Annotated in this window: 23 protein-coding genes; 7 read left to right on the top strand and 16 right to left on the bottom strand. The window is 70.7% G+C overall.

The window, feature by feature from the left end; genetic code table 11:
• Position 1: 1 nt before the first annotated feature.
• From AB0B61_RS05575 to AB0B61_RS05515, 13 genes are all read right to left on the bottom strand, one after another.
• Positions 2-1,234 (bottom strand): amidohydrolase, encoded by a 1,233-nt coding sequence (locus AB0B61_RS05575; RefSeq protein WP_358428447.1) that lies wholly within the window; start codon positions 1,232-1,234, stop codon positions 2-4.
• Entirely contained in the window at positions 1,231-3,249 is a 2,019-nt protein-coding gene (locus AB0B61_RS05570; protein WP_358428444.1) for a hydantoinase B/oxoprolinase family protein, read from the bottom strand. The genes AB0B61_RS05575 and AB0B61_RS05570 overlap by 4 nt, the downstream gene beginning before the upstream one ends.
• A gap of 2 nt (positions 3,250-3,251) precedes the next feature.
• Positions 3,252-5,300: a hydantoinase/oxoprolinase family protein gene (locus tag AB0B61_RS05565; RefSeq protein ID WP_358428441.1), complete on the bottom strand. Its 2,049-nt coding sequence runs from the start codon at positions 5,298-5,300 to the stop codon at positions 3,252-3,254.
• Positions 5,297-6,109, bottom strand: a complete 813-nt coding sequence (locus AB0B61_RS05560) for an ABC transporter permease (protein ID WP_358428438.1) — start codon at positions 6,107-6,109, stop codon at positions 5,297-5,299. Before AB0B61_RS05560 ends, AB0B61_RS05565 begins: the two co-directional genes overlap by 4 nt.
• Entirely contained in the window at positions 6,102-6,965 is an 864-nt protein-coding gene (locus tag AB0B61_RS05555) for an ABC transporter permease (protein ID WP_358428435.1), read from the bottom strand. Before AB0B61_RS05555 ends, AB0B61_RS05560 begins: the two co-directional genes overlap by 8 nt.
• Positions 6,962-8,101 (bottom strand): ABC transporter ATP-binding protein, encoded by a 1,140-nt coding sequence (locus AB0B61_RS05550; RefSeq protein ID WP_358428432.1) that lies wholly within the window; start codon positions 8,099-8,101, stop codon positions 6,962-6,964. The genes AB0B61_RS05555 and AB0B61_RS05550 overlap by 4 nt, the downstream gene beginning before the upstream one ends.
• Positions 8,080-9,132 (bottom strand): extracellular solute-binding protein, encoded by a 1,053-nt coding sequence (locus tag AB0B61_RS05545; protein WP_358428429.1) that lies wholly within the window; start codon positions 9,130-9,132, stop codon positions 8,080-8,082. The genes AB0B61_RS05550 and AB0B61_RS05545 overlap by 22 nt, the downstream gene beginning before the upstream one ends.
• Positions 9,133-9,336: 204 nt before the next feature.
• Positions 9,337-10,131 (bottom strand): ABC transporter permease subunit, encoded by a 795-nt coding sequence (locus AB0B61_RS05540; protein ID WP_358428426.1) that lies wholly within the window; start codon positions 10,129-10,131, stop codon positions 9,337-9,339.
• Positions 10,128-10,796 (bottom strand): amino acid ABC transporter permease, encoded by a 669-nt coding sequence (locus tag AB0B61_RS05535; RefSeq protein WP_358428423.1) that lies wholly within the window; start codon positions 10,794-10,796, stop codon positions 10,128-10,130. The genes AB0B61_RS05540 and AB0B61_RS05535 overlap by 4 nt, the downstream gene beginning before the upstream one ends.
• A gap of 2 nt (positions 10,797-10,798) precedes the next feature.
• Positions 10,799-11,635 (bottom strand): glutamate ABC transporter substrate-binding protein, encoded by an 837-nt coding sequence (locus AB0B61_RS05530; protein ID WP_358428420.1) that lies wholly within the window; start codon positions 11,633-11,635, stop codon positions 10,799-10,801.
• A gap of 9 nt (positions 11,636-11,644) precedes the next feature.
• The gene (locus AB0B61_RS05525; protein WP_358428417.1) at positions 11,645-12,388 is read right to left on the bottom strand and encodes an amino acid ABC transporter ATP-binding protein; all 744 of its coding nucleotides are present in this window, start codon (positions 12,386-12,388) and stop codon (positions 11,645-11,647) included.
• Between the two features lie 96 nt (positions 12,389-12,484).
• On the bottom strand, positions 12,485-13,318 hold the full coding sequence (locus AB0B61_RS05520; protein ID WP_358428414.1) for a glutamate ABC transporter substrate-binding protein: 834 nt from the start codon (positions 13,316-13,318) through the stop codon (positions 12,485-12,487).
• Positions 13,315-14,001 carry a response regulator gene (locus tag AB0B61_RS05515; protein WP_358428411.1) on the bottom strand — a complete coding sequence of 229 codons (687 nt, stop codon included), beginning with the start codon at positions 13,999-14,001 and terminating at the stop codon, positions 13,315-13,317. Before AB0B61_RS05515 ends, AB0B61_RS05520 begins: the two co-directional genes overlap by 4 nt.
• 180 nt (positions 14,002-14,181) lie before the next feature.
• On the opposite strand from AB0B61_RS05515, the gene AB0B61_RS05510 reads away from it, so the two are divergent.
• The 4 genes from AB0B61_RS05510 to AB0B61_RS05495 all read left to right on the top strand — a co-directional run bounded on the left by AB0B61_RS05510 (position 14,182) and on the right by AB0B61_RS05495 (position 19,091).
• Positions 14,182-17,127, top strand: coding sequence for a response regulator (locus tag AB0B61_RS05510; RefSeq protein ID WP_358428408.1), 2,946 nt, complete (start codon positions 14,182-14,184; stop codon positions 17,125-17,127).
• 408 nt (positions 17,128-17,535) lie between these two features.
• The gene (locus tag AB0B61_RS05505) at positions 17,536-17,886 is read left to right on the top strand and encodes a hypothetical protein (protein WP_358428405.1); all 351 of its coding nucleotides are present in this window, start codon (positions 17,536-17,538) and stop codon (positions 17,884-17,886) included.
• Positions 17,886-18,764 carry a hypothetical protein gene (locus AB0B61_RS05500; protein ID WP_358428402.1) on the top strand — a complete coding sequence of 293 codons (879 nt, stop codon included), beginning with the start codon at positions 17,886-17,888 and terminating at the stop codon, positions 18,762-18,764. The genes AB0B61_RS05505 and AB0B61_RS05500 overlap by 1 nt, the downstream gene beginning before the upstream one ends.
• Positions 18,765-18,773: 9 nt before the next feature.
• The gene (locus AB0B61_RS05495) at positions 18,774-19,091 is read left to right on the top strand and encodes a YbaB/EbfC family nucleoid-associated protein (RefSeq protein WP_358428399.1); all 318 of its coding nucleotides are present in this window, start codon (positions 18,774-18,776) and stop codon (positions 19,089-19,091) included.
• An 11-nt stretch (positions 19,092-19,102) separates the two neighbouring features.
• Here AB0B61_RS05495 and AB0B61_RS05490 read toward each other — a convergent pair whose 3' ends face one another.
• The gene (locus tag AB0B61_RS05490) at positions 19,103-19,489 is read right to left on the bottom strand and encodes a nuclear transport factor 2 family protein (RefSeq protein WP_358428396.1); all 387 of its coding nucleotides are present in this window, start codon (positions 19,487-19,489) and stop codon (positions 19,103-19,105) included.
• A gap of 2 nt (positions 19,490-19,491) precedes the next feature.
• Complete coding sequence (locus AB0B61_RS05485; protein ID WP_358428393.1) at positions 19,492-20,304, bottom strand: glucose 1-dehydrogenase; 813 nt, start codon at positions 20,302-20,304, stop codon at positions 19,492-19,494.
• A gap of 67 nt (positions 20,305-20,371) precedes the next feature.
• Here AB0B61_RS05485 and AB0B61_RS05480 point away from each other — a divergent pair, with 67 nt between their 5' ends.
• Complete coding sequence (locus AB0B61_RS05480; RefSeq protein WP_358428390.1) at positions 20,372-20,800, top strand: MarR family winged helix-turn-helix transcriptional regulator; 429 nt, start codon at positions 20,372-20,374, stop codon at positions 20,798-20,800.
• A gap of 265 nt (positions 20,801-21,065) precedes the next feature.
• A complete protein-coding gene (locus tag AB0B61_RS05475; RefSeq protein ID WP_358428388.1) occupies positions 21,066-21,923 on the top strand; it encodes an aldo/keto reductase in 858 nt (285 codons plus the stop codon).
• Positions 21,924-21,989: 66 nt separating this feature from the next.
• Here AB0B61_RS05475 and AB0B61_RS05470 read toward each other — a convergent pair whose 3' ends face one another.
• Positions 21,990-22,520, bottom strand: coding sequence for a PadR family transcriptional regulator (locus tag AB0B61_RS05470; RefSeq protein ID WP_358428385.1), 531 nt, complete (start codon positions 22,518-22,520; stop codon positions 21,990-21,992).
• Between the two features lie 56 nt (positions 22,521-22,576).
• Here AB0B61_RS05470 and AB0B61_RS05465 point away from each other — a divergent pair, with 56 nt between their 5' ends.
• A complete protein-coding gene (locus tag AB0B61_RS05465) occupies positions 22,577-24,034 on the top strand; it encodes an MDR family MFS transporter (RefSeq protein WP_358428383.1) in 1,458 nt (485 codons plus the stop codon).
• Positions 24,035-24,071: the final 37 nt, after the last annotated feature.

The following is a 24,071-nucleotide window of genomic DNA, read 5'->3' as shown; positions in this document are numbered from 1 at the left end:
CTCACCGGCTCAGCCAGGTGAGTGCGGCGGTGACCAGGGCTTCGACGCCCATCGGCAGGGTGGGGGAGATCAAGGGGGCGAAGAAGGGGGAGTGGTTGCTCGGTACGTCCTCGCCCAGGCGGCCCTCCCGCTCGGCGCGGGCGTACTGAGACGGGTCGGCGCCGCCGAGCCCCCAGAAGACGGACGGCGCCCCGGCGGCGGTCCCGAAGACGCCGAAGTCCTCGCTGCCCATCATCGGTGCCATGTCGGCCACCCGGGCGGCGCCGAAGCGGCTGGTGAAGGCGTCGGTCAGGTCGGCGGTGGCGCCGGGGTCGTTGGCGGTCAGGGGGAAGGCGTTGAGCGTGTGGAACGAGGGCGGACGGGGTGCGCCGGACGCCACGGCCTCGGCGTTGACGACGCGTTCGATCGCGGCCAGCAGGGTGCGGCGGACCTCGGGGGAGAAGGTGCGGATGTTGAGCGTGATGGACGCCTCGTCGGCGATGACGTTCTCCTTGTGGCCCGCGTGGATCTGGGCCACCGTCAGCACGGCGCGCTCGAAGGGTGACACCTCGCGGGAGACCACGGTCTGCAGGCGCATCACGATGGCCGCGGCCAGGACCACGGGATCGACCGTACGTTCCGGCTGGGAGCTGTGCCCGCCCCTGCCGTACAGGCGGATCTCCATGCTGTCGGCGGCGCCCAGGATCTCTCCCGGCCGGATCAGCACCGTGCCCGCCGGGCGCGGGAAGACGTGCTGGCCGAGGACGACGGACGGCGGGCCGGTCAGGTCGAACAGCCCGTCGTCCACCATGGCCCGCGCCCCGGCGGCGATCTCCTCCGCGGGCTGGAACAGTGCCACGAGCGTGCCCCGCCACTGGTCGCGGCCCGCCGACAGCAGCTGCGCGGCCCCGGTCAGGCAGGTCACGTGCACGTCGTGACCGCAGGCGTGCATGAGTCCGTCATGGGTGCTCGCGTACGGCAGGCCGGTCCGTTCCAGCACCGGCAGGGCGTCCATGTCGGCGCGCAGCGCGACCGTCGGGCCCTCGCCGTTGCGCAGGACGCCGGCCACGCCGGTGCCACCGATGCCGGTGCGCACCTCGAACCCGGCCTCCCGGAGGCGGCCGGCGGCGATGCCCGCGGTGCGCTTCTCCTCGAAGGCGGGCTCGGGGTGCTGGTGCAGGTCCCGGTAGAGCGCGGCGAGCTCGTCTCGGGCCGCGTCGTCGAGCCGGGCCAGCACCGCGTCGATTCCCCTCATACGAGTCCTTCCAGCGTGATGATCTCTTTGCTGAGGGTACGGCGGGCGGCGTCCAGCTGGCCCGGGGCAGGCGGCGTTCGGGGGAAGCCGTCGGGCAACTCGCGGAGTACGGCGTTGTACAGGGCGGTACGGCGAGGCTGACGCGCCGGTCGCGGGAGGCGGAACAGGGCGGCCACCAGCCGGTCCACGGTGCCGGTGTCGAAGACGGACTCCCACGCCTGCCGCTCGGGCCCGAACCCGAAGCCCTCGCGACGATCGAGCAGGCGGGCCGCTGTGGTGGCCGCCTCATCAATGGCGAGCCCAACGGCGGGACCATCGGCACGGCCATGAGCGGGTCCGTCGGCAGGACCGTGCAGCACCACGCCGTACTCGCGCTCCGCCGCCTCCCGGGACACCACCCCGCGTTCCACGTCGCGCAGGACGGCGGCGGGATCCCTGGTGTACGGATCGCCGTAGCCGCCCGCGCCCGAGGTCAGGAGGGTGACGACGTCGCCACGCTCCAGCGGCAGCACATCGATCTTGAGATGCCGGCGCTCTCCCGGCGTGCCCGGGTTGACGATCAGCTCGGTCGGCGCGCCGGGACCGCCGCCCCGCACGCCCCACGGGCGGAAGCACAGCCGTTCCAGCCCCCGGGCCAGCAGTTTCGAGCCGTCGTCCAGTACGCGGAAGGTCAGTTCGAGACCGCAGCCGCCGCGCCAGCGCCCGGCGCCCCCGGAGTCCGCCCGCAGGCCGTAGCGGAGGATCTCGACGCCGATCTCCGTCTCGACCGTCTCCACCGGGTTGTTGGACAGGTTGGAGATGCCGCTGTCGCGGCCGTCCACGCCGTCGGCGCCGTCGCGGGCGCCGGTTCCGCCGACCATCGGCTCCAGCACCTGGACGTTCTGCTGCTCGGCGACCACGACGGGCACCACCAGGCCGCTGGAGGCCGCCGGGAGGATCGCCGGGGCGGCGAGTCCCAGCGCGCCGCCGACGGCGTCGTTGACGCGGGAGGCCGAGGCATGCCGTACGCCCACGGCCGCCGGGCGCACGGGGTTGACCAGCGAGCCCTCGGGAGCGGTGACGCTGATCGGCTCGATGAGCCCGGCGTTGAGCGCGATGCCCGGGTCGAGCGTGCAGATGAGCGCGAGCACCCGGGTGGTGATCCAGGCGTGCGGCCGGCCCAGGGTCGCGATGTTGAAGGCCGCGGCGACCTGCGGATCCGTACCGGTGAAGTCGAGGTGCAGCCGGCCCGCGTCGAGGGTCGCGGTGACCGACAGGCGTACCGGGATGCTGGAGACCGCGTCGTCGTCGAGGTAGTCGACGAACCGGTAGGTGCCGTCGTCCAGGCGGGACAGAGCGGCCCTGGCCTTGCCCGCGGTATAGGAGACCAGGTCGTCCTGCGCGGCGAGCACCGTGTCCACGCCGTGCTGGGCGATGACGCCCGCGAGCCGTTCGCGGCCGGTGCGCAGGGCGGCGAGCATGGCCCGGATGTCGCCCAGGTTGGCCTCCGGCGTGCGGCTGTTGGCCGTGATCAGCGCCTCCACGTCGCGGCTGGGCTCGCCCGCCCGGACCAGCTTGACCGGCGGGATCTGCAGGCCCTCCTGGTAGATCTCGTCGTTGATCGGCGACAGGCTGCTCGGCACCCGGCCGCCGATGTCCGAGCAGTGGATGAACGCCCAGCCGTAGCCGACCACCTCGCCGTCGTGGAAGTACGGCTCGATGACCTGGATGTCGGTGAGGTGGGTGGCCAGGCCGCCGGAGCGGTACGGGTCGTTGGTGATGATCACGTCGCCCGGCTCCAGCGGCCCGGCGCCCCGTACCGCCTCCAGGAGGTTCAGCCCGACGAACCCCGACACGCCGATGCCGCGCGGGTAGGCGACGAAGCCGCCGTCGAGTCCGGCGAGCGCGCAGCAGAAGTCGGCGGTCTCCTTGACGTACAGAGACCGGCTCGTACGCTGCAGCGTCAGGCACATCTCCTCGGTCAGGGCGCTCAGCCGATTGCCGACGATCTCCAAGGTGACGGGGTCGAGCCGCACGATCAGGCCTTTCGATGTAGATGCAGGTTCCCGGCGCCGTCCACGTCCCCGGACCAGCCGGGCGGGACGACGACGGTGGTGTCGTCCTGCTCGACGATCGCCGGGCCGTCGAACGCGTCGCCCACGCCCAGGGCGGTTCGCAGGTGGACGTCGGCGGCGTGCCACGCGCCGGCGAGCAGGACCTGCCTGCGGCCGTGCGGGGCGGGACGTCCCGTTCCCGGGGGTACGGTGGCCGACGGCAGGTCGGCCACCGGCCCGACGACGCCGAGCCTGGCGGTGCCAAGCTCGATGGGGGCGTGCTGGTCGCGGAAGCCGTACAGGCGCTCGTGCTCGGCGTGGAACGCCTCGGAGATCGCCTCAACCTCGAACCGGCCGGGGTCCAGGGCGACACGGAGCTCGTACGCCTGGCCGGAGTAGCGCATGTCGGCCGAGTAGGACAGCGAGGATGCGGCGCCGGTGGCGGACTGTTCGGCGAGCCAGGCGCGGGCCTGGCCGGACAGCTCGCCGAGGACGTCGGCGAGGCGGGCGGCGCTCGCGGGGTCGAGGCGGCGGCGCAGGCTGCGGGCGAAGTCGCGGCGCAGGTCGGCGCCCGCCGCGCCCAGGGCGCAGAAGGTGGCGGCCGTGGGCGGCACCACGATGTGGGTGATGCCGACCTCTTCGGCGAGCATCGCGGCGTGGGTCGGGCCCGCGCCCCCGAACGGGACGAGGGTGAACAGCCGGGGATCGAGGCCGCGCTGGGCCATGATCTTCTGGAGCTCGGTGGCCATGCCCGCCGTGGCCACCCGCAGCGCGCCCGCGGCGACTCGGTCAGCGCCGTCCCCCTCGGAGCTCAGACGGGTGGCGAGGTCGGCGAGGGACTTGGCGGCGGCGTCCGCGTCGAGCCGCATCCGGCCGCCGAGGAACGTCGCCGGATCGATCAGCCCGGTGGCCAGGTAGCAGTCGGTCACCGCCGGACGGTCCCCGCCCCGGCCGTAGGCCACCGGGCCGGGCTCGGCCCCGACGCTCTCGGGCCCGACCTTGAGCACCCCTTGATCGTCCACCCGGACGACGGACCCGCCGCCCGCCCCGATCGCGCTCACCGCGACGACGGGCACGATCAGCGGCAGCCCGCCGACCGTGGTGTGCGTGGCGAGTTCGGGCGAACCGTTGACGGTCACCGCGATGTCGCTGCTGGTGCCGCCCATGTCGAAGGTGACGATGGCGCCCATGCCGAGCCGGGCGGCCGCGGCCACTCCGGCGGCCGGGCCCGACAGCACGGTCTCAATGGGCCGTTCGGCGGCGGAGCGCAGGCTCATCGACCCGCCGTTGGACGCGCTGATGAAGATGGGGGCGGGCACGCCCAGCGCGCGTACCCTGCTCTCCAGCCGCCCGAAGTAGTCGCGCATCAGCGGCTGGATGTAGGCGTTGAGACAGGCCACCAGTGCCCGCTCGTACTCGCGTACCTCGGGCCAGACGGTCGCGGAGGCCATCAGGGGCAGCTCCGGGAGCCGCTCCCGCAGGCCGGCCGCGATGCCCTCCTCGAAGTCCGGGTCGGTGTAGCCGTGCAGGACCAGGACCGCCGCCGCGTCGGCCCCGATGGCGCGCAGCCGGGCGGCGACGCGGTCCAGCTCCGGCGCGTCCGGCTCGGCTACGGGCACGCCGCCGGGACCCAGCCGGGCGGAGATCTCGACGATCCGGTCACGCGGGACGAGCGGCTCCTCCTTGCCCGCGTACAGGTCGAAGGAGGACGGCATGCGGCTGCGGCCGATCTCCAGGATGTCCCGGTAGCCCTCGGTCACCACCAGGGCGATCCGCGCGCCGCGACGCTGGATGATGGCGTTCAGCCCGATCGTGGTGCCGTGCGTGATGCCACCGATCTCCTCGGGCCGCAGGTCGGCCTGGGCCAGGATGGCCGCCAGCCCGTCCGCGACCGCTCTGGAGGGGTCGGCGGGCGTGCTCGGCTCCTTGTGGTGGACCACCAGGCCGCGTTCCGGTACGGCGGCGACGAGGTCGGTGAACGTGCCCCCGACGTCGATGCCGATCCGCGCCATCAGGGGTACAGCCGTAGTCACAAAGCCTCCGAAATACGAGCGAACCTATCGGCGATCACCATCACGACCACGCTCGCGGCCATGAGGAGCGTGGACACCGCGGCCATCGACGGGTCGAGCTGGTACTGCACGGCCGAGAAGATCCGCAGCGGCACCGTCGTGGTGTTGGCGCCGGCCACCAGGGCCGTCACGGCCACCTCGCCCAGTGACGTGACCGCGGCGAGGATCGCGCCCGCGATGATGCCCGGCCGCAGCAGCGGCAGCGTCACGGTGAAGAAGACCCGGACCCGGCCCGCGCCCAGGCTGGTCGCGGCCCGTTCGAGCGCCGGGTCGAGGTTCGCCGCGCTCACCATGACCGCGCGCACCACGAACGGCAGCGCGACCAGCGAATGCGCCAGCCACAACCCGGGGACGCTGTTGATCAGGCCGACGCCGTGGAAGTAGTAGAGCAACCCGAGCGCGGTGATGATCTCCGGGACCATCAGCGGCGACAGCGCCAGCCCCTGGAGCAGCCGCCGCCCGGGGAAGGAGCCCTGCGCCAGGCCGTAGGCGGCGAGGGTGCCGATGACCACGGTCGTCGGTACGACCATGAGCACCAGAATCCCGCTCAGCCGGAACGACACCTGCCAGTCGGGCGAGCCGAGCACCTCGGCGTACCAGCGCAGGGACAGCCCGGACGGCGGGAAGGCCATCGAGGCGTCCCGGTTGAACGAGCTCACCACCAGCACCACCAGCGGCGCGATCAGGAACAGGAAGACGGCCGCCGCGCAGGCGCCGCCCAGCAGCCCCACGGCCCGGTCGTAGCCGAATCTCCGCCGCCGCTCAGCCATGGAGCCGCCGTTCCCAGATCCGGAACCCGCCCGCGAGCAGCGTCGTGGACAGGAGGGTGAGCGCCAGCAGCGCGAAGCTGAGCGCGGCCGCGACCGGATAGTTGAACACCGTCTCCACCTGGTCGTAGACGCGGATGCCGGCCAGCGGCTGGGTGACGCCGCCGACCAGCAGCGGCGTGATGTAGATCCCCATGGCGAGGGCGAAGACGATGAGCGCGCCGGTGACCACGCCGGGCAGGCTCAGCGGCACCGTGACCCGCAGGAACGTCCGTACCGGCCCGGCGCCCAGCGTCTGGGAGGCCCGGTGCAGGTTGTGGTCCAGCCCGCCGAGGGCGGTCGTGAGCGGGATGATCGCGAACGGCAGCAGCACGTGCGTGACGGCGATCACGACCGACGGGTAGCTGGTGAGCAGCCGCGCGGGCTCGTCGCGCAGCCCGGTGGCGACGAGCAGCCGGTTGACGACCCCGTTGCCGGACAGCAGCACGACCCATCCGTAGGTGCGTACCACCACGCTGGTCAGCAGCGGCGAGATCACGATGACGAACAGCAGGGTGCGCATCGTCCCAGGGGCGCGGCGGGCCAGGACGTACGCGGCCGGATAGGCGAGCAGCACGCACAGTGTCGCCACCAGCAGCGCGGTGGCCAGGGTCTCCAGCAGCGAGCCGTAGAAGTACGGCTCGGTGAACACCCTTTTGTACTGGTCGAGGGTGAATCCGGGCAGCGCCGTGTTGTAGGAGTCGACCGGGCTGAAGCTGAGCCGGAGCAACTCCACGAGCGGCACCAGGAACAGCGCCGTCAGGAAGACCACCAGCGGAGCCACGTACGTCAGACCGGCCCACCGCCTGGCACGGGTCATCCGCCCGCTCCCACGTCTCCGGAAGCTCCTAGGTCTTCGCCGCCCGCTCCCGTGTCGAGGACGATCACGTCGGCCGGGTCCCAGTGCGCGACGACGGCCGAGCCCGCGCCCGGTGGGTCGGCGGAGTCGGCGCCCGTGTCGGCGACCTGCACGCTCAGCGTGCGCCCGTTCGCCAGCCGCACCTCCACGTGCCAGGCGTCGCCGGCGAAGGCGCGGTAGCCCACGGTCCCGGGAACGCCCTGGCCATCAGCGCCCAGCCGGATGCGTTCGGGACGGATCGCGACCACCGCCCGGCCAGCCTGCCGGACCGGCAGCGGACCGGCGTCGAGCAGGATCCCGTCCACGTCGAGCCGGCCGTCGGCCACCGTGCCCTCCAGGACGTTTGCCGCGCCGATGAACTGCGCGACGAACCGGGTCGCCGGCCGCCGGTAGACCTCGTCGGGGGTGCCGAGCTGCTCGATCCGGCCGCCGTTCATCACCGCGATCCGGTCGGACAGGGCCAGCGCCTCCTCCTGGTCGTGGGTGACGAAGACCATCGTGGTGCCGATGCGGCGCTGGATGGCCCGCAGCTCCACCCGCATCTCCCTGCGCAGCTTGGCGTCGAGGTTGGACAGCGGCTCGTCGAGCAGCAGGACGGCGGGCCGGATGGCGAGGGCGCGGGCGAGCGCCACCCGCTGCTGCTGCCCGCCGGACAGCTGCCGGGGGCGGCGGTCCGCGTAGCCCTCCAGGCCGACCAGGCGCAGGGCCTCGCGTACGCGTTCTTCCCGCTCGGCCCGGTCCAGCCGCCGGATCCGCAGCCCGTACGCCACGTTGCCGGCGACGGTCATGTGCGGGAACAGCGCGTAGCTCTGGAAGACCATGCCGAGCCCCCGCCGGTACGGCGGGCGGTCCGTCACGTCGGCGCCGTCGATCACGATCCGCCCGGCCGTCGGCTGCACGAAGCCGGCGACGCAGTTGAGCAGGGTCGTCTTGCCGCAGCCACTGGGCCCGAGTATCGACAGGAACTCGCCCTTGCGGATCGACAGCCGCTCCAGATCGAGCACGCGGGCGCCCTCGTAGCCGGCGGCCAGGCCCTCGATCTCGACGTGTCCGGCGCCTTCCTCGGGCAGTTCGATCATCCGAAGATCTGGTTCCACCGCTGCTGCCATTCGTTCAGCTTGGGGGTCGCGACCGTGTAGTCGACCCAGATGAACTTCCGGTAGACCTCGGGGCCGTGCTGTACCCGCTGGTCGAACTCCTTGCTGTAGGTGATCGTGTCGTTCCCGGCGGCGTACCAGGTGCCCTCGCCGAACGGCTTCTGGTTGGGCGCCGCCGTCAGGTAGTCGAGGAACTTGGTGGCGAGAACGGTCTTCGCCGTGCCGGCGGCGACGAAGTAGGAGGTCAGCGCGCCCACCGGACCGGACTTGGGATAGGTGTAGCCGATCGGCGAGCCGGCCTGCTCCATGGCGAAGGCGCGGCCGTCCCAGAAGGGCATGATCCAGGCGTCGCCGTTCTCCATGACCGTGGCGGCGTTGCCGGCGTTGGCCGGGAACGACGACACGCAGCCCTTCAGCTTCGCCAGCTGGGTGAACGCCTTGTCCACCGCGGCGGGGTCGGACAGCTTGCCGCCCTGGGAGGTGACCAGGGCGGAGAAGAACTCCAGGCCCGGGTTGTAGGTCAGGGGCGGCAGGGCGACATGGCCGCAGTACTGCTTGTCGAAGATGTCCGACCAGTCGGCGGGCGGGTTCTTGATCTTGTCGGTCCGGTACATCAGCCCGGTCGAACCCGTGGTGAGCGGCACCCCGTACTGCTTGCCGTCATAGGCGGACTTCTCGGTCAGTACGGGGTCCAGCTCCTTCCAGTGCGCCAGCCGGTCGGTTGGGAGCGGCTGGAGCAGGCCGGTGGCCGCGGCGGGGCGCGAGGCGTCGGGCGTGAAGGCGATGACGTCGAACGGCGGGTTCTCGCCGCCGGCCGCGCGCAGCTTGGTGAGCCATTCGGCGTTCGCGCCGTAGACGAGGTTCACCTTGACGCCCGTGTCGCGTTCGAACGGTTCGACGAACGATTTCTTGAACAGCTCGCCCCATGCGCCCGCGAACGCGGTGACCGTGATCTCCTGCTTCGCCGCATTCGTCGAGCCGCCGCCCGTGTCCACTCCGCCGCACGCCGCGAGCCCCAGCACGATCGCCACGCCCGCTGCCGCAAGGCGTGTTGTTCCGCCCCTCATCAATCCCTCTCTGTCTGAGCCGCCAGTCAGGCCCGAAGACAAAAACCGACTATAACAGTCGGAATGATGGGTTACTTTACCCCATGCCGAGTTTGGCCTGGTGCGCCCCATACCCCACTTATTGCGATGTATGGCAGTCTGACTGGCTGTATGGGGTAAATGGCGGGGTCACCGCCGGCTGAGCCGGTGGGCGAGCCGGTCCAGCGACAGGTTGATGCCGATGAAGATGGCCGCGATGAGGATGGCCGCCGGGATGATGTTCGAGAAATTGGCCGCGATCCCGTTCAGCCCCCGGTCCACCAGCTCGTCGTAACCCACGATCAGCCCGAGCGCCGAGTCCTTCAGCAGCACCACGAACTGGCTGATCACGGCCGGCATCATGGCCCGGAACGCCTGCGGCAGCAGCACCAGCCGCATGACCTGCCCCTTGCGCAGCCCGATCGCGTGGGCCGCCTCCGCCTGGCCGCGGGGCAGGCTCAGCACCCCGGCACGGATGATCTCGGCGATCACCGACCCGTTGTAGAAGGTCAGCCCGAACACCACAGCCGTGAAGGCCGAGACGTTCACCCCGATGAGAACGTACGAACCGAAGAACGCGAAGAAGATGAGCAGCAGCAGCGGCACGGCCCGGAAGAACTCGACCACGGCCGCCGCCGGCCACCGGATCCACCGGTGGTCCGAGAGGCGGGCCGTCGCGAAGACGAGCCCGAACAGGCCCGCCAGCACGACACCCGCCAGCGCCGCGGCCAGCGTTCCGGCCAGTCCCGGCAGGATGAAGGTGGTCCACACCTCCGGCCGCAGGAACGGCGTCCACTTGGCGGCCGACCACTGCTCCTTGGCGTCGAACCGTACATAGATCACATAGGCCAGCGCCAGCAGCACCAGCGCGATGACCCCGGCCAGCACCCGGTTGCGGCGCGCGCCGCGCGGCCCCGGCGTCTCGTAGAGGTTGGCGTAGCTCACCGGGCCACCGCCAGCCGCCGCGACAGCCAGCCGAACAGCAGGCCCATGGGCAGGCACAGCAGCACGAACCCGGCCGCGAACCCGAGGAAGATCTGCATCACCTGGTCCCCGTACGTCTCGATCATCTCCCGCATCCGCACCGACGCCTCGCTCACGCCCACCACGAGCGCGATCGTGGTGTTCTTGGTCAGCGCGATCAGGATGCTGCCCAGCGGCGCGACCACCGCGCGGAACGCCTGCGGCAGCGTGATCAGCCGCAACGTCTGGAGGAAGCCGAGCCCGAGCGAACGGGCGGCCTCGGCCTGTCCCACCGGCACTGTGTTGATGCCCGAGCGCAGCGCCTCGCAGACGAACGCCGAGGTGTAGGCGGTCAGGCCGATGCAGGCCAGCCAGAAGTTGTTGGTGGCGATGTCGGACGAGAGCTCCACGCCCAGGTTCGCGCCGACGCCGAGGCCGGTGAACAGCAGCACCAGCGTCAGCGGGGTGTTGCGGGCCACGGCCACGTAGACGGTGGCGGTTCGGCGCAGGGTCGCCAGCGGCGCGACGCGCATGGCCGTCAGCAGCGTGCCGAGCAGCAGCGAGCCGAGCGCGCTCACCGCCGTCAGCCACACGGTCATCCAGAAGGCCGCGACCACGGTGTCCCACTCCAGGAGCAGCGCGTCCATGATCAGTACTGCTCCAGCTTCGGGGCCTCCGGCACGGTGAAGCCGGCTGCGCCGAAGCTGGTCTCCAGCGCCTTCTTCCAGCTACCGTCGGCGAACATCTTGGTCAGCGCCTCGTTGACGGCCTTGCGGCCCGCCGAGTCGTCCTTCTTGAGCCCGATGCCGTACTTCTCCGTACTGAACGGCTTGCCGGCCACCTTGAGCTTGCCGGTGTGCTGCGCGGCGTACCCGGCGAGGATGACGTTGTCCGTGGTGATCGCGTCGAGCTGCCCGCCGAGCACCCGGTCCACGCACGCGGAGTAGGTCCGCTCCTCCTGCAGTTGCACCTCCTTGGCGTAGCTGTCCTTGACCTTCTGCGCCGACGTCGACCCGGCGACCGAGCACAGCTTCTTGCCGTTCAGCGCGTCGGGCCCGGTCAGCGTCGCGTCGTCCGCCCTGACCAGCAGGTCCTGACCGGCCACGAAGTACGGCCCGGCGAAGGAGACCTTCTGCTTGCGCGCGTCGTTGATGGAGTACGTCGCCACCACCATGTCCACCTGGCCCTGCTGCAGGAACGCCTCCCGGTTGGCCGACACCGTTTCCTTGAACGTGATGTCCTTGGCCTCGACGCCCAGCGACTTGGCCACGTACTTGGCGATCTCGATGTCGAACCCGGTGAAGGTGCCGTCCGGCGTCCGCAGACCGAGCCCCGGCTGGTCGGCCTTCACTCCGATGACCAGCTTCTTGTCGTTCTTGGCCTTGTCCACGACCGAGTCGTAGCTCGCCTGGCCGCCGCCGCACGCGGTGGCGGTGGCGGTGAGGGCGACGACGGCGAACACCGCGTAAAGGGATCTTCCAAACATGACGCGTCCTTAGTGAGTGAGGATCTTGGCGAGGAACGACTTGGCGCGCTCACTGCGCGGGGTGCCGAAGAAGTCGTCGGGGGCGTTCTGCTCGACGATCTCGCCGTCGGCCATGAACACCACGCGGTCCGCGGCCCGGCGGGCGAAGCCCATCTCATGGGTGACGACGACCATGGTCATGCCCTCACGGGCGAGCGCCGTCATCACCTCCAGCACCTCGTTGACCATCTCCGGGTCGAGGGCCGAGGTGGGCTCGTCGAACAGGAGCACCTTCGGCTCCATGGCCAGCGCGCGGGCGATCGCGACGCGCTGCTGCTGGCCACCCGACAGCTGCGCGGGGAACTTCGCCGCCTGACCGCCGATGCCGACGCGCTCCAGCAGCTCATACGCCTTCTTCTCGGCGTCCGCCCTGCTCTTCTTCAGCACGTGGACCTGCCCGAGCATGACGTTCTCCAGAACCGTCTTGTGCGCGAACAGGTTGAACGACTGGAACACCATGCCGACCTCGGCCCGCAGCCGGGCCAGTTGCCGCCCCTCTTCGGGCAGCGGCATGCCGTCGATCCGGATGGTGCCGGAGTCGATGGTCTCCAGCCGGTTGATCGCGCGGCACAGGGTGGACTTGCCGGCGCCCGACGGGCCGATGATCACCACGACCTCGCCCCGCCGTACGCTCAGGTCGACGTCCCTGAGTACGTGATGATCGCCAAAGCGTTTGTTGACTTGGTCGAGGACGACCAGCCCCTGTTCGGACACGGGTAACGCTCCTTCCGTCCGCGTTGGCGCAACGGTAGGAGTGGCATGTGTCACGCAGAGGGTTGTGCGCGTTCTGCTCAGTGATCGGCGGGCCGGTTAGTGAACCGGCGGCTTGGCCTGTGTGGCGGTCGCGCCGGACAGGCCGATGGTGTCCCTGAACGCCCGATCCCACTGCCCGTCGCGCAGATAGCGCCCGATCAGCCCGCTGAGGTAGTCGCGGAAGGCGACGTCCTCCTTGCGGACGCCCATGCCGTACGGCTCGCGGCCGAACGGCTTGCCGACCAGCCGGAGCGCGCCCGGACGCCGCTTCACCAGGCCGAGCAGGATCGTGTCGTCGGTGCTGATCGCGTCGATGCGCCCGGCCGTGAGCGCGGGCACGCATTCGCTGGAGTTGTCGACGATCACCAGCCGGGCGCCGGGCACGCGTTCCCGCAGCCGGTCCAGGGAGGTGGAGCCGGTAGTCGTGCACACCGCCCGGCCGTCGAGATCCGCCACGCCGTCGATGCGCTTGTCCCCGGCCCTGGCCAGCACGTCCTGTCCGGCGTAGTAATAGGGGTTGGTGAAGCCGACGATCCGGCTCCTGGCCGGTGTGATGGAGTACGTCGCGACGACGATGTCCACCACGCCCTGCCGCAGGAAGTCCTCGCGCTGCACGGGCAGGGTCTCGACGAACCGGACGTTGCGCTCGCTGCCGGTCAGGTCCTTGGCGACCAGTCTGGCCATCTCCGCGTCGAACCCGGTGATCCGCCCGCTGCCCGGGTCCTTGAACCCGAACAGTGGATAGTCGAACTTGATCCCCACCGTGAGCATGCCGCTCCGCTGGACGCGGGCCATCGTGGAGCCCTCGGGGAACGCGGGCTCCCCGGAGGAGCCGCAGGCCGCCAGTGCCAGGCAGGCGAGTACGGCGAGCAGCGCCCGGACCGGCTTCACCGCACCCAGTACCGGTGCTGCGGGCGGCCCGTCGGCCCGTACCTCAGCCGGGCCTCGACCTGCCCCCGCTCGACCAGGTGCTCCAGATAGCGGCGGGCGGTCGCCCTGCTGACACCGATGGCCTCGGCCAGCTCGTGCGCCGACAGATCGTCCTCGACCGCGGCCAGCCCGTCGAGCACCGTCTGCTCGGTCGCCGCCGAGATGCTCTTGGCCCGGGGAGAGGCGTCCAGATGCAGCGAGCGGAAAATCCGGTCGATCTCCTGCTGCTCGACGAACCTGCCGTCCGAGCCGAGCTGCTCGACCGTCGCCGCGTACCGCAGCAGTGTCTGCTCCAGAATCCCGGCCCTGGTCGGTTTGACCAGGTAGTACAGGGCGCCGCGCTGCATGGCCGCGCGCACCGCGGCCGACTCCTTGTGGCCGGAGATCACGATCACGTCGGTGGGCGGCTGGTCCGGGCGCCGCAGCCGGTGCGCGACCTCGAGCCCGGGCAGGTCGGGCAGGTGGAGGTCGAGCAGCACCAGCCGTGGCGCGAACCGGTGGGCGGCGGCGAGCGCCACCTGGCCGGTGTGCGCGATTCCCACCACCTTGAACCCGGAGACGCGGTTCACCTGGGCGTGCAGCGCGGCGGTCACGACCGGGTCGTCGTCCACGATGAGAACGGTGATGTCCCCCGCTCCAGGCATCGCCACACTCCTAGCTCGACTGTGATCGACGCGGGCATCTTAGGGACGTTGTGTTACAACAAATCGCGTTCTGCTCCTTTTGCTCAGCGCGGGGCTTCGCGCCAAGCTCCCGCCTCCTACTGTGTTCTGCGGTGTGTCAGCGGCCGCGCGGCCGACGAACCGCGGGGGGAGGTGACGCTGGTGAGAGACCGTGGATGGCTCCTGGCAGTGACGGCACTGTGGATTCTGCTCGGCCTGCTCCCGCTGGCGCTGCTGACGTCGTCCAGCATCACGCTGTCGGCGGACGCCGTCGGCGACGAGGTCGGCGACCGGGTGCGGACCACCGCCTCGGTCAGCCGGGTCGTGGTGGAGCAGCAGCTCGGCTCGCTCAAGCAGCTCGTCAGCGCGTTCGCCCAGCAGCCCGCGGTACGCGCCGCGGCGACCTCCGGGAAGCCGGCCGGCCGCGACACCATGATCGGGTTCCGCGAGGAGCTGGCCAGGATGCGCGCCGGAGTCGGCGGCGTGATCGTGATCGGGCCGCACGGCGACATCGCCGGCGCCGAGCCGACGAGCGTGCTGCCCCAGGACGTGAGCAGTACCGACTGGTACGTCTCCGTCCGCGACCGCCCGCAGCCGTACGTCTCCCAGGCGTACACGCCCACGATGCGCGGCGTGTCCAGGGCCGTCGCGGCGGCCGCGGCGATCCCGAGCGCCGACGGCAAGAGCGTGCTGGGCGTCCTGGCCGTCGTCTACAGTCTGGACGCCATCCAGGACTTCGCGTCGCAGGCCGCCGAGGCGCAGGGGATCCGGCTGCTGATCACCGACCAGTCGGGCGTGCTCGTCGCCGATCCCGGCAGGAAGCTCTACGCCCTCACCTCCCTGCGCGAGGACCCCAGGGTGGACGCGGCGCTGGCCGGCCGTACCCTCTTCACCACCCACCAGGGCCCCGACGGCAAGGTGCTGTCGGCGTCGGAGCCCATCCCCGACGTCGGCTGGACGGTCACCGCCGAGGTGCCCGCCGACACGGCGCTCGCCTCCGCCGAGCAGCTCCGGGTACGGGTGCTGTCGATCGCCGCCGTCCTGGCGTTGCTGATCCTCATCGGGCTGGGCCTGCAGATCCACACCACGCGCGGCCGGCGCCGGGCGCAGCGGACACTCGCCCGGTACGCGGCCGAGCTGGCCGCCGCCCGGGACGAGGCGGTGAGCGCGTCCGGCGCCAAGTCCGAGTTCCTCGCCAAGATCAGCCACGAGATCCGCACCCCGATCAACGGCGTGCTCGGCATGAACTCCCTGCTGCTGGAGACCCGGCTCGACGGCGAGCAGCGCCACTACGCGAGCACAGCCCAGGAGTCCGCGCGGGGCCTGCTCCGGCTGCTCGACGACTTCCTCGACCTGTCGAAGATCGAGGCGGGGCATCTGCAGGTGGAGTCGGTGCCGTTCGACCTGCCCCGGCTCTGCGACGAGGTGGTGGCCCCGTTCGCGCCGCACGCCTACCAGCAGGGACTCTGGCTCACCTCGCGGCTCGGCGACAGCCTGCCTCAACAGGTGATCGGCGATCCGGTACGGCTCGGGCAGGTGCTCACCAACGTCGTCGGCAACGCGCTGAAGTTCACCGTCCAGGGCGGCGTCGACTTGGAGGTGACCCTCGACGAGGGCGGTCCCGGGGATGATCGGGTCGCGCTGCGGTTCACGGTGACCGACACCGGTGTGGGCGTCGGGCAGGGAGATCTTGAGCGGGTCTTCGGCATCTTCCGCCAGGTCGATTCCCCGATCACCCAGCGGACCGGCGGCAGCGGCCTCGGCCTGGCCATCAGCAGGCAGCTCACCGAGCTGATGGGCGGCGAGATCGGGCTGGACAGCGTCGAGGGGGTGGGCAGCCGTTTCTGGGTCACGTTGCCGGTGGACGTACTGACCTGGTCGGCCCCGTCCGCGCCCGAGGTGCGCGGACGGCGAGTGCTCGTCGCCGACGCCCGGCCCGAGGACCTCGCGCTGGCCGGCCGCATCCTGGACGACGCCGGGCTGGTGGTGGAGACGGTATCCGACGGCCCGACCGCGCTGACCGCCCTGCGGACCGCCGCCGCAGCGGACCGGCCGTTCGACCTGGTAGTGATCGACCTCGACCTGTGCGCCACGAACGCCGATTCCACGCTGACCGATGGGGTGCTGACCGGCGGGGTGTCGACCGACGGAGTGCTGTCCGATCCGTTGCTTCGTGACGCCGGCGTCATCGTGCTCGTCACGCCGGGGCGGCCGGGGCGCTCCTGGCCGATCTCGGTGGCCGAGCGGATCGTGCAGTCGATGACCCGCCCGCTCAGCCGCCGCCGCTTGCTCGCCGCCGTGGAGAACGCGCTGGCCCCTGCGCAGGGCGCGGCGCTGGTCCCCGGGTCGGCCCACGCGCCGGCCTCCGCGCAGGGCGCGGCGCTGGACCCCGCGACCGGTGCGACCGAGGCGCCGGGCGCCGGTGTGGCGCCGGTCCGGATCCTGGTGGCCGAGGACGATGAGGTGAGCCGCCAGGTGGCCGTGGTCGTCCTGCGGAAGGCGGGCCACCACGTCGACTCCGTCGCTGACGGGAGGCAAGCCGTGGCGGCGGTGCTCTCGGGCGGGTACGACCTGGTCTTCATGGACTGCCAGTTGCCGGTGCTCGACGGCCTGGCCGCGACCGCCGAGATCAGGCGGCGCGAGGAGCCGCGTACGCCGATCATCGCGATGACCGCGGCGGCGATGCCGAACGACCGGCTCCGATGCCTGGAGGCGGGCATGGACGACCACCTCGCCAAGCCCGTGGACTGGCAGTACGTCCTGACCCAGGTACCGCTGTGGGCCGCCGCGCCGGGGCTCCCGCCGGAGCTGGCGGGACTGTCGCGGGCGGAGATCACGGCGATCGCCGAAGCGTTCCGCTCGACGGCCATGGAGGTCTATGACGAGCTCTTCCAGGCAGTACACGGGGAAGACCTGGCCCGCGCCGCCTCGTTCGCGCACCGGTTGAGGGGCGGCTGCGCGACCGTCGGGCTCACCGACGCGGCCGAGGTGTGCGAGCGGGTAGAGGCATCGGCCATGCGCGGCGTCGCCGAACGGGAATTGGCGGATCGGCTGGGCGGTTTATTGCGCGCACAAATTAACCGCGGCGACGGATTTATTAACTTGTGAGTAATTTTGTAGCACTAAGGTGCTTATGTCCGTAAATTAACGTGTTTGTAATGGGGGGCGCAAATGGCGGATCCAACCGAGGAGCCCAGTCCCACGGGCACTCCCAGCCCCACCGCGTCGGACACCCCAACACCCACGCCTACGGACACGCCGACTCCGACCCCGACCCCGACTCCGACTCCGACGGACACGGCGACCCCGACTCCCACGCCGACCCCGACTCCGACGGACACGGCGACCCCGACTCCCACGCCGACTCCGACGGATGCCTCCACATCCACTCCGCCGAGTACCCCCACGCCGTCGAGCCCGACGCCAAGCGCCCCTGCGTACACGCCGATCCCCACGCCGAGACCCTCCCCGACGTACACGCCAACCCCAACCCACCGGCCCGGCGCGTCGGACCGGGTGCAGATCGACTGGGCGTCCATTCGCGAGCTGGCCGGACTCTTCGACAAGCTGGGCGACGACGTCGTGGAACGCCGCCTGAACTCCTGGAAGCTGGGAGACACCTCCGGCCTGGTCGGCGGCGACGACGAGGGCCGCGATTTCGCCGAGTGGTACCACGCCGGCTACACCGCCCTGACCCATCACATGGACGCCATCGCCGACAAGAACTTCACGACGGCCGGCAACCTCCGCGATTTCCGGAAACTCTGGCATTACCTGGAGCAGGACATCATCGCGACCCTGCCCGCGGTCCTGGACCTTCCCGACGCCCCGATCCCCGTGACCCCACCGGCCAGGGAAGGCGCCTGATGTTCGATCCGTTCCAGGCGCTCGCCTATTTCGCCCAGGTACACGTTCCTGTGGCAGATGTGTCCAACCTGCGGGCCCGCGCGACGGAGCTGCGCGAGTTCGCCAAGGCGATCGGCACGCTCGCGCAGCACACGGCGAGCGGGGTCGCGGCCGTGCGCGAGACGAACGACAGCCGGTCGGTCGACCGCTTCGCGGACGTGTGGCCCGACCAGCTCGCCCCCCGCTACGCCGCCATGGCGGCGGCGCTGAACGAGATGGCCGACGGCTGCGACGACTACGCCGAGGCGGTGGAGGAACACCGTGACCAGCTCATGATCATCGGCACCCAGCTAGCCGCCATGGCGTTCACCATGATGTTCGGCTACCTCTACCCGGGGGCCAGGATCGCGGCCGAGGGGGTGTTCAAGTGGCTCGTGGCGCGGGCCAGGCTGGAGAAGACGATCTTCCAGAAGCTGATGAAGACCATCCTGGCCGCGAAGGTGGGCAAGTTCAACGTGGGCACGTACGCGGTGCGCGAAGGACTCGACGCTGTGGCCGACTCGGTCGTGTGGGCCACGGTGAAGACCGGCGTGCACGCGGCGAGCTCCGCCGCCACCGGCCAGCCGATGGGCAACCTGTGGGAGTACGCGGGCAAGCACTTCGTCGCCGAGCTGGCCTATGACGGCGGTATCAAGGCCCTGCGCGACGTACGCAAGTTCATCCCGGCCACCAGGTTCACCGAGACCATGCTCGGCACCGGTCCGATGGGCAATTTCTTCCGGCGGACCACGTCGGCGGCGACCCTCTACGCGCTGGTCGCCAACGGGGACATGTCCGTCCAGGGATCGCTCCGATCCGCTTTGGCGCACGCCCCCCGGGCGTTCATCCTCCACCGATAAGGAGCCGGCATGACCATACCCACGAGCGGCGATCCGGAGATCGACCGGGCGCTGGCACAGCTCGCCGCGCAGACGGCGCAGCTCGAGGAGGTGGGGCGCCGTCTGGAGTCGGCCAGGGGGCGCGGCGTCGCGGCGGATGGGCAGGTGACGGTCGAGGTCCTGCCGAGCGGGGGGCTGGCGAGCGTGCGCATCGCGCCGCGCGCGATGCGGCTGGGCTCCGAGGCGCTGTCCGACGCGCTCATGGAGGCGGCCCGGCAGGCCGAGGAAGACGTGAGCGCCCAGACCTTCGCCGCCACCCAGACGATCTTCGACAGCCCCGGCCGCTGACCTCCCGTGGGTCAGGGGCGGCCCGGTGGGGCCGCGATCGGGCTGTAGTGGAGGCTCGCCAGCAGGCGCCGGTCCCCGTCCTTGACCGAGATCTGGGTGACGCGGAAGCGCCCGTCGGCCGGTGTGCCCTGGAACGCGGCGCGCTGCGCCAGTACGCCGATGGCCACCGCCGTGTCGCCGTACTCCCGTACGGTGACGTCCGCCCAGCTCATCTCGTGCGTGACCATGCCGCCCCCGCGGTAGCGCGCCAGCCACTGGTCCTTGTTCAGGATGAAGCCGAGCGGTCCCACGAGGGTGAAGTCGGGCACGGTGAGCGCGTCGAGCGCTTCGATGTCGCCGCGGCGCTCGGCCTCCATCCACTGCCTGCTGAGTTCGCCGAGTCGCTGGTCGATGGTCATGATCAGATCTCCTGTCTCTCCATGGGCCGGCCCTGGCGGTACATGCGCGCGGGCTTGTTGCCCGCCGCCTGTCCGCCGTCGATGGGCAAGGTCACTCCGGTGATGAACGACGACTGGTCGGAGCAGAGCCATACGACCGCCGCGGCCACCTCTTCTGATCGGCCGATGCGCCGCATGGGCGTCGACAGCCCGGCCAGGCGCTGCGCCTCCTCGCCCGCCGCCTCCAGGTGATGGGTGAGGATCGGACCGGGGGCGACCACGTTGACGCGGATGCCCTGGTCGGCGTAGTCGAGCGCGGCCACCTTCGTCAGGCCGATGATCCCGGCCTTGCCCGCCACGTACGCGCTCAGGTTCGCGCTGCCCTGGAGCCCGGCGAGCGAGGCCATGTTGACGATCGACCCGCCACCTGAGGCGAGCATGGCCTGGATCTGGTACTTCATGCCGAGGAAGGTGCCGCGCACGTTCGTGCGGATGCCCCGGTCGAACTCGTCGGGATCGATGTCGGCCAGCGGCGCGGGCATCGGCCCGTCGGTGGCGTTGTTGAAGGCCGCGTCCAGCCGGCCGAAGGTCTCCAGCGCCCGCTGGACCAGCCGCTCGCTCGACGCCGCGTCACCGACGTCGAGGGATACGGCCAGCGCTTGCCCGCCGTCGAAGCGGATGTCCGCGGCGACCTGTTCGACCGCCTGCGTGTCGCGGGCGCCGAGCACCACGGCGGCGCCGGCCTGGGCCAGGGCCTGGGCGGTGACGGCGCCGATGCCGCGGCTGGCCCCCGCCACGACCGCGACCTTGCCATTGAGGGAAGGGTTTGGCTGCATGTCTAGGACGATAGATATCGAAGCATTAGATGTCAAACGATTAGATGGCACTGCTAAACTCGGCGGCATGATGCCACCCTTCCGGCCACCGATCGGCCTGCTGCTCACCAACACCGCCAGGACCGTGAGCCGGGCCTTCGACGACGCGCTCGCCTCCGTGGGCGGGTCGGCCCCGGTCTGGCAGATCCTCATCTCGATCAAATCCCGGCAGCTGGGCAACCAGCGCGAGCTCGCCGAGGCGGTGGGCATCCAGGGGGCGACGCTGACCCACCACCTCAACGCGATGGAGAGCGGCGGCCTGCTGACCCGCCGCCGGGACCCCGCCAACCGGCGCGTCCACATGGTCGAGCTGACCGAGGAGGGGGAGCGGTTGTTCCACCGGCTGCGTGAGGTGGCGGTGGCCTTCGACACCCGCCTGCGCACGGGGCTCAGCGAGGAGCAGACCGCCTCGTTCGAGGAGATTCTCATCCAGCTAGCGCAGAACATCCGCGACTAGACAGGCGGTCGGACCGGGCTCAGCCTGCGGGTTTCGGCCGATCCACGTCGGGAGGCATGGCCCACGGCCCCCGCCCGCGGGAGGTGGAGACGTATGCGCATCGAGGTGACGCCTGACGGTCCCTACGTGGTGACCGGATCGGTCCCCATGACCAGGTAGGTCATCGGCGCCGATGCGATGGGCCAGTCGATGGAGTGAGTCCAGGGCGAGGACTACCCTGACCCCGGTTCGACTTCACCTCCGCGGCCTGGGGAGGATGGGTTTCATGAACACACGATCTATCGGCCAGACCCGTGTCGGCGCCATCGGGCTCGGCGCCATGCCCATGTCCGTAGCGGGGCACATGCCCGACGAAGCCCAGTCGATCAAGACCATCCACGCGGCGCTCGACGCGGGAGTCACCCTCATCGACACCGCCGACGCCTACACGCCCTCAGCCGACCAGGTGGGTCACAACGAGCGGATCGTGGCCAAGGCTCTGGCGGGCTGGAGTGGCGACACCGGCGACGTCCTCGTGGCCACCAAGGGCGGCCACACCCGCGTGGCGGGCGGCGGCTGGCAGGTCAATGGCCGGCCGGACTACCTGGCCGAGGCGTGCGAGCGCTCCTTGAAGGCGCTGGGGGTCGAAGCGATCGGGCTCTATCAGCATCACCGGCCCGACCCCGCCGTGCCGTACGAGGAGACGCTCGGCGGCCTGCGTGACCTGCTCGACGCGGGGAAGATCCGGATGGCGGGCATCTCCAACGCCAATCCGGAGCAGATCAGGCTCGCCCACGAGATCCTGGGCGGCCGGCTGGCCAGTGTGCAGAACGAGTACTCGCCGAAGTTCCGGTCCAGCGAGCCGGAGATCGACGTGTGCGCGGAGCTCGGGGTGGCGTTCCTGCCGTGGTCGCCGCTGGGCGGCATCAGCTCGGCGGGGGAGCTCGGCGGCAAGCACGCGGCGTTCGGCACGGTGGCGGCGGCGCGGGGCGTGTCGCCGCAGCAGGTCTGCCTGGCCTGGGAGCTGGCGCGCAGCCCGGTGGTGATCCCCATCCCCGGGGCGAGCAGGCCGGAGAGCATCGTCGACTCGGCCGCCGCGGCCGACCTCGTCCTCACCGCTGAAGAGCTGTCCCTGCTTTCTTAGCTGGACGCTTTCTTAACTGGACGCTTTCTTAACTGGACGCTTTCATAGCTGGACGCTTTCTTAGTCCTACTGCAGGTGGGCTGGGGCCGGCTGGTCGGCCGGCTCCAGCCCGCGCAGCTCGGCCAGGGTCTCATCGGCCCAGGCGAGCGCCGAACGGCCCTGTGTGAGGCCGAGGTTGAGCGCGTACCGGCCGAACTTCGTCGGGTCTTTGCACTCCAGGACGGCCAGCCGCTGCTGCAAGCGCGCCCTGATGCGCTCCACCACCGCGATCGCCGACTCCTTGTCGAGCAGCGGGAGCAGGAACGCCTGGAGAGCCACCTCGCTGCGCATCGCACCGGTCGGCTCGTGCTCGATCAGCCAGGAGCGCAGCTGCCCGGCGCCCTCAGGCGTGATCGCGTACATTTTCCGCCCGCGCGCCCCCTCTGACTCGACCGCCACCAGCCCGTCGGCGGCCATCTTCACCAACTCCGGATAGATCTGCGTGTGCCCGGCCTGCCAGACGTGATTGAGCGACCGCTCGAAGGATTTCGCCAGGTCGTAGCCGCTGGCCGACCCCGTGGCGTCGAGGAGCCCGAGCAGCGCGATCCGTAGGGACATGCCGGCCAGCATACCAATGGATTGACATGTCAGTCCTTACATGTCAATCTCCACACGTGAATACTGACACGAAAGACGCGAAGCGCGGAGGCGATGGCCTCCTGCTGGTCGCCGTGCTCGGCGGCATGTTCTTGGGAATGCTCGACCAGACGATCGTCGGTACGGCCCTGCCGCGGATCATCACGGAGCTGGGCGGCGTCGACCTCTACACCTGGGTCGTCACGGCCTACCTGCTGACCTCGACCGTGACCGTGCCCCTCTATGGAAGGTTGTCGGACCAGCACGGCAGAAAGCCGCTGGTGCTGATCGGGATGTCCGTGTTCCTCCTGGGGTCGGCGTTGTGCGGGGTGGCCCAGGACATGACGCAGCTCATCCTGTTCCGCGCGTTGCAGGGCTTGGGCGCGGGCGCGCTGCTGCCGCTGTCGATCGCCCTGGTGCTCGAACTGTTCCCGCCGGAGAAGGGCGGCGCGCGGGTGCAGGGCGCGATGGGCGGGGTGATGGCGCTCAGCTACCTCGCCGGGCCGTTCCTGGGCGGGCTCTTCACCGATCACGCGAGCTGGCGCTGGGCCTTTTATGTGAACGTGCCGATCGGGCTGGTCCTGATCGCGATCATCGTGCTGCGCCTGCCGCGCCGGCCGGGGCATGGCGGCGGGCGGCCCGACTATCTGGGCATCGGGGTCTTCACGGTGGGCATCAGCGCGCTGCTCATCGGCCTGACCGAGAAGGGGCTCGACGGCCACACCTGGACCAGCGCGCCGGTGGTCGGGCCGATCGTGCTGGGTCTGGTGTCGCTCGTGGTGTTCGTGGTGGTGGAGCGGCGGGCCGAGGCGCCCATCATGCCCATGCACCTGTTCCGGAACCGTACGTACACGCTGGTCAACGTGACCTCCTTCTTCACCGCCTTCTGTATGTTCGCCGGTGTGGTGTTCCTGCCGCGCTACTTCCAGGAGGCGCTCGGCGCCAGCGCCACCGAGTCGGGACTGCGGATCTACCCGCTGACCCTGGCCATGGTGGTGGGCAGCATGGTCGTGGGCGCGCTGATCAGCCGGACGCGCGTCTACAAGCCGTGGCTGGTGGCGGCGCCGTTCCTCCTGGTCGTGGGCACGCTGCTGTGCGCCGGCCTGACGGTGGACACGCCTGCCTGGGTGCTCGTCGGGTGGATGGCGCTGATCGGCCTCGGCATGGGCCCGATGCTCTCCGGCCTGACCGTGGCCGTGCGGGACTCGGTGCCGCCCCAGTACATGGGTACGGCCTCGGCCAACCTGACGTTCTTCCGCCAGATCGGCGGCTCGGTCGCCCTGGCGCTGGCCGGCACCGCCTACACCTCCGTCATCGCCACCGAGGCGCCGCTGCACGGGCTGGCCGCCGCGCACGCCTCGGCCGCGGCCCTGGTCATCCCCTCGCTGGGTGTGGCGGGCGCCCTCGTGGCGCTGGTCGCCCTGATCGCCATGCCCGGTGCGCGGATCGACCGGGAAACCCCGCAGCCCAAGGTCGAGGCCAGTTTCGCGTCCTGAGCGCCGTCATGGGAAGCTGGTTCTTGTCCCCAACACC

Source organism: Nonomuraea sp. NPDC049158 (genome assembly GCF_040648335.1).
Classification (GTDB): Bacteria; Actinomycetota; Actinomycetes; order Streptosporangiales; family Streptosporangiaceae; genus Nonomuraea.
The sequence above is the reverse complement of the archived record's forward strand: the minus strand, read 5'-3'. Positions and strand labels throughout refer to the sequence as shown.

Coding starts and splice junctions, on each gene's coding strand:
- AB0B61_RS05480 (WP_358428390.1), top strand. CDS start 20,372: ATGATGCCACCCTTCCGGCCACCGATCGGCCTGCTGCTCACCAACACC.
- AB0B61_RS05470 (WP_358428385.1), bottom strand. CDS start 22,520: ATGTCCCTACGGATCGCGCTGCTCGGGCTCCTCGACGCCACGGGGTCG.
- AB0B61_RS05495 (WP_358428399.1), top strand. CDS start 18,774: ATGACCATACCCACGAGCGGCGATCCGGAGATCGACCGGGCGCTGGCA.
- AB0B61_RS05515 (WP_358428411.1), bottom strand. CDS start 14,001: ATGCCTGGAGCGGGGGACATCACCGTTCTCATCGTGGACGACGACCCG.
- AB0B61_RS05555 (WP_358428435.1), bottom strand. CDS start 6,965: ATGACCCGTGCCAGGCGGTGGGCCGGTCTGACGTACGTGGCTCCGCTG.
- AB0B61_RS05485 (WP_358428393.1), bottom strand. CDS start 20,304: ATGCAGCCAAACCCTTCCCTCAATGGCAAGGTCGCGGTCGTGGCGGGG.
- AB0B61_RS05575 (WP_358428447.1), bottom strand. CDS start 1,234: ATGAGGGGAATCGACGCGGTGCTGGCCCGGCTCGACGACGCGGCCCGA.
- AB0B61_RS05490 (WP_358428396.1), bottom strand. CDS start 19,489: ATGACCATCGACCAGCGACTCGGCGAACTCAGCAGGCAGTGGATGGAG.
- AB0B61_RS05535 (WP_358428423.1), bottom strand. CDS start 10,796: ATGGACGCGCTGCTCCTGGAGTGGGACACCGTGGTCGCGGCCTTCTGG.
- AB0B61_RS05500 (WP_358428402.1), top strand. CDS start 17,886: ATGTTCGATCCGTTCCAGGCGCTCGCCTATTTCGCCCAGGTACACGTT.
- AB0B61_RS05530 (WP_358428420.1), bottom strand. CDS start 11,635: ATGTTTGGAAGATCCCTTTACGCGGTGTTCGCCGTCGTCGCCCTCACC.
- AB0B61_RS05560 (WP_358428438.1), bottom strand. CDS start 6,109: ATGGCTGAGCGGCGGCGGAGATTCGGCTACGACCGGGCCGTGGGGCTG.
- AB0B61_RS05475 (WP_358428388.1), top strand. CDS start 21,066: ATGAACACACGATCTATCGGCCAGACCCGTGTCGGCGCCATCGGGCTC.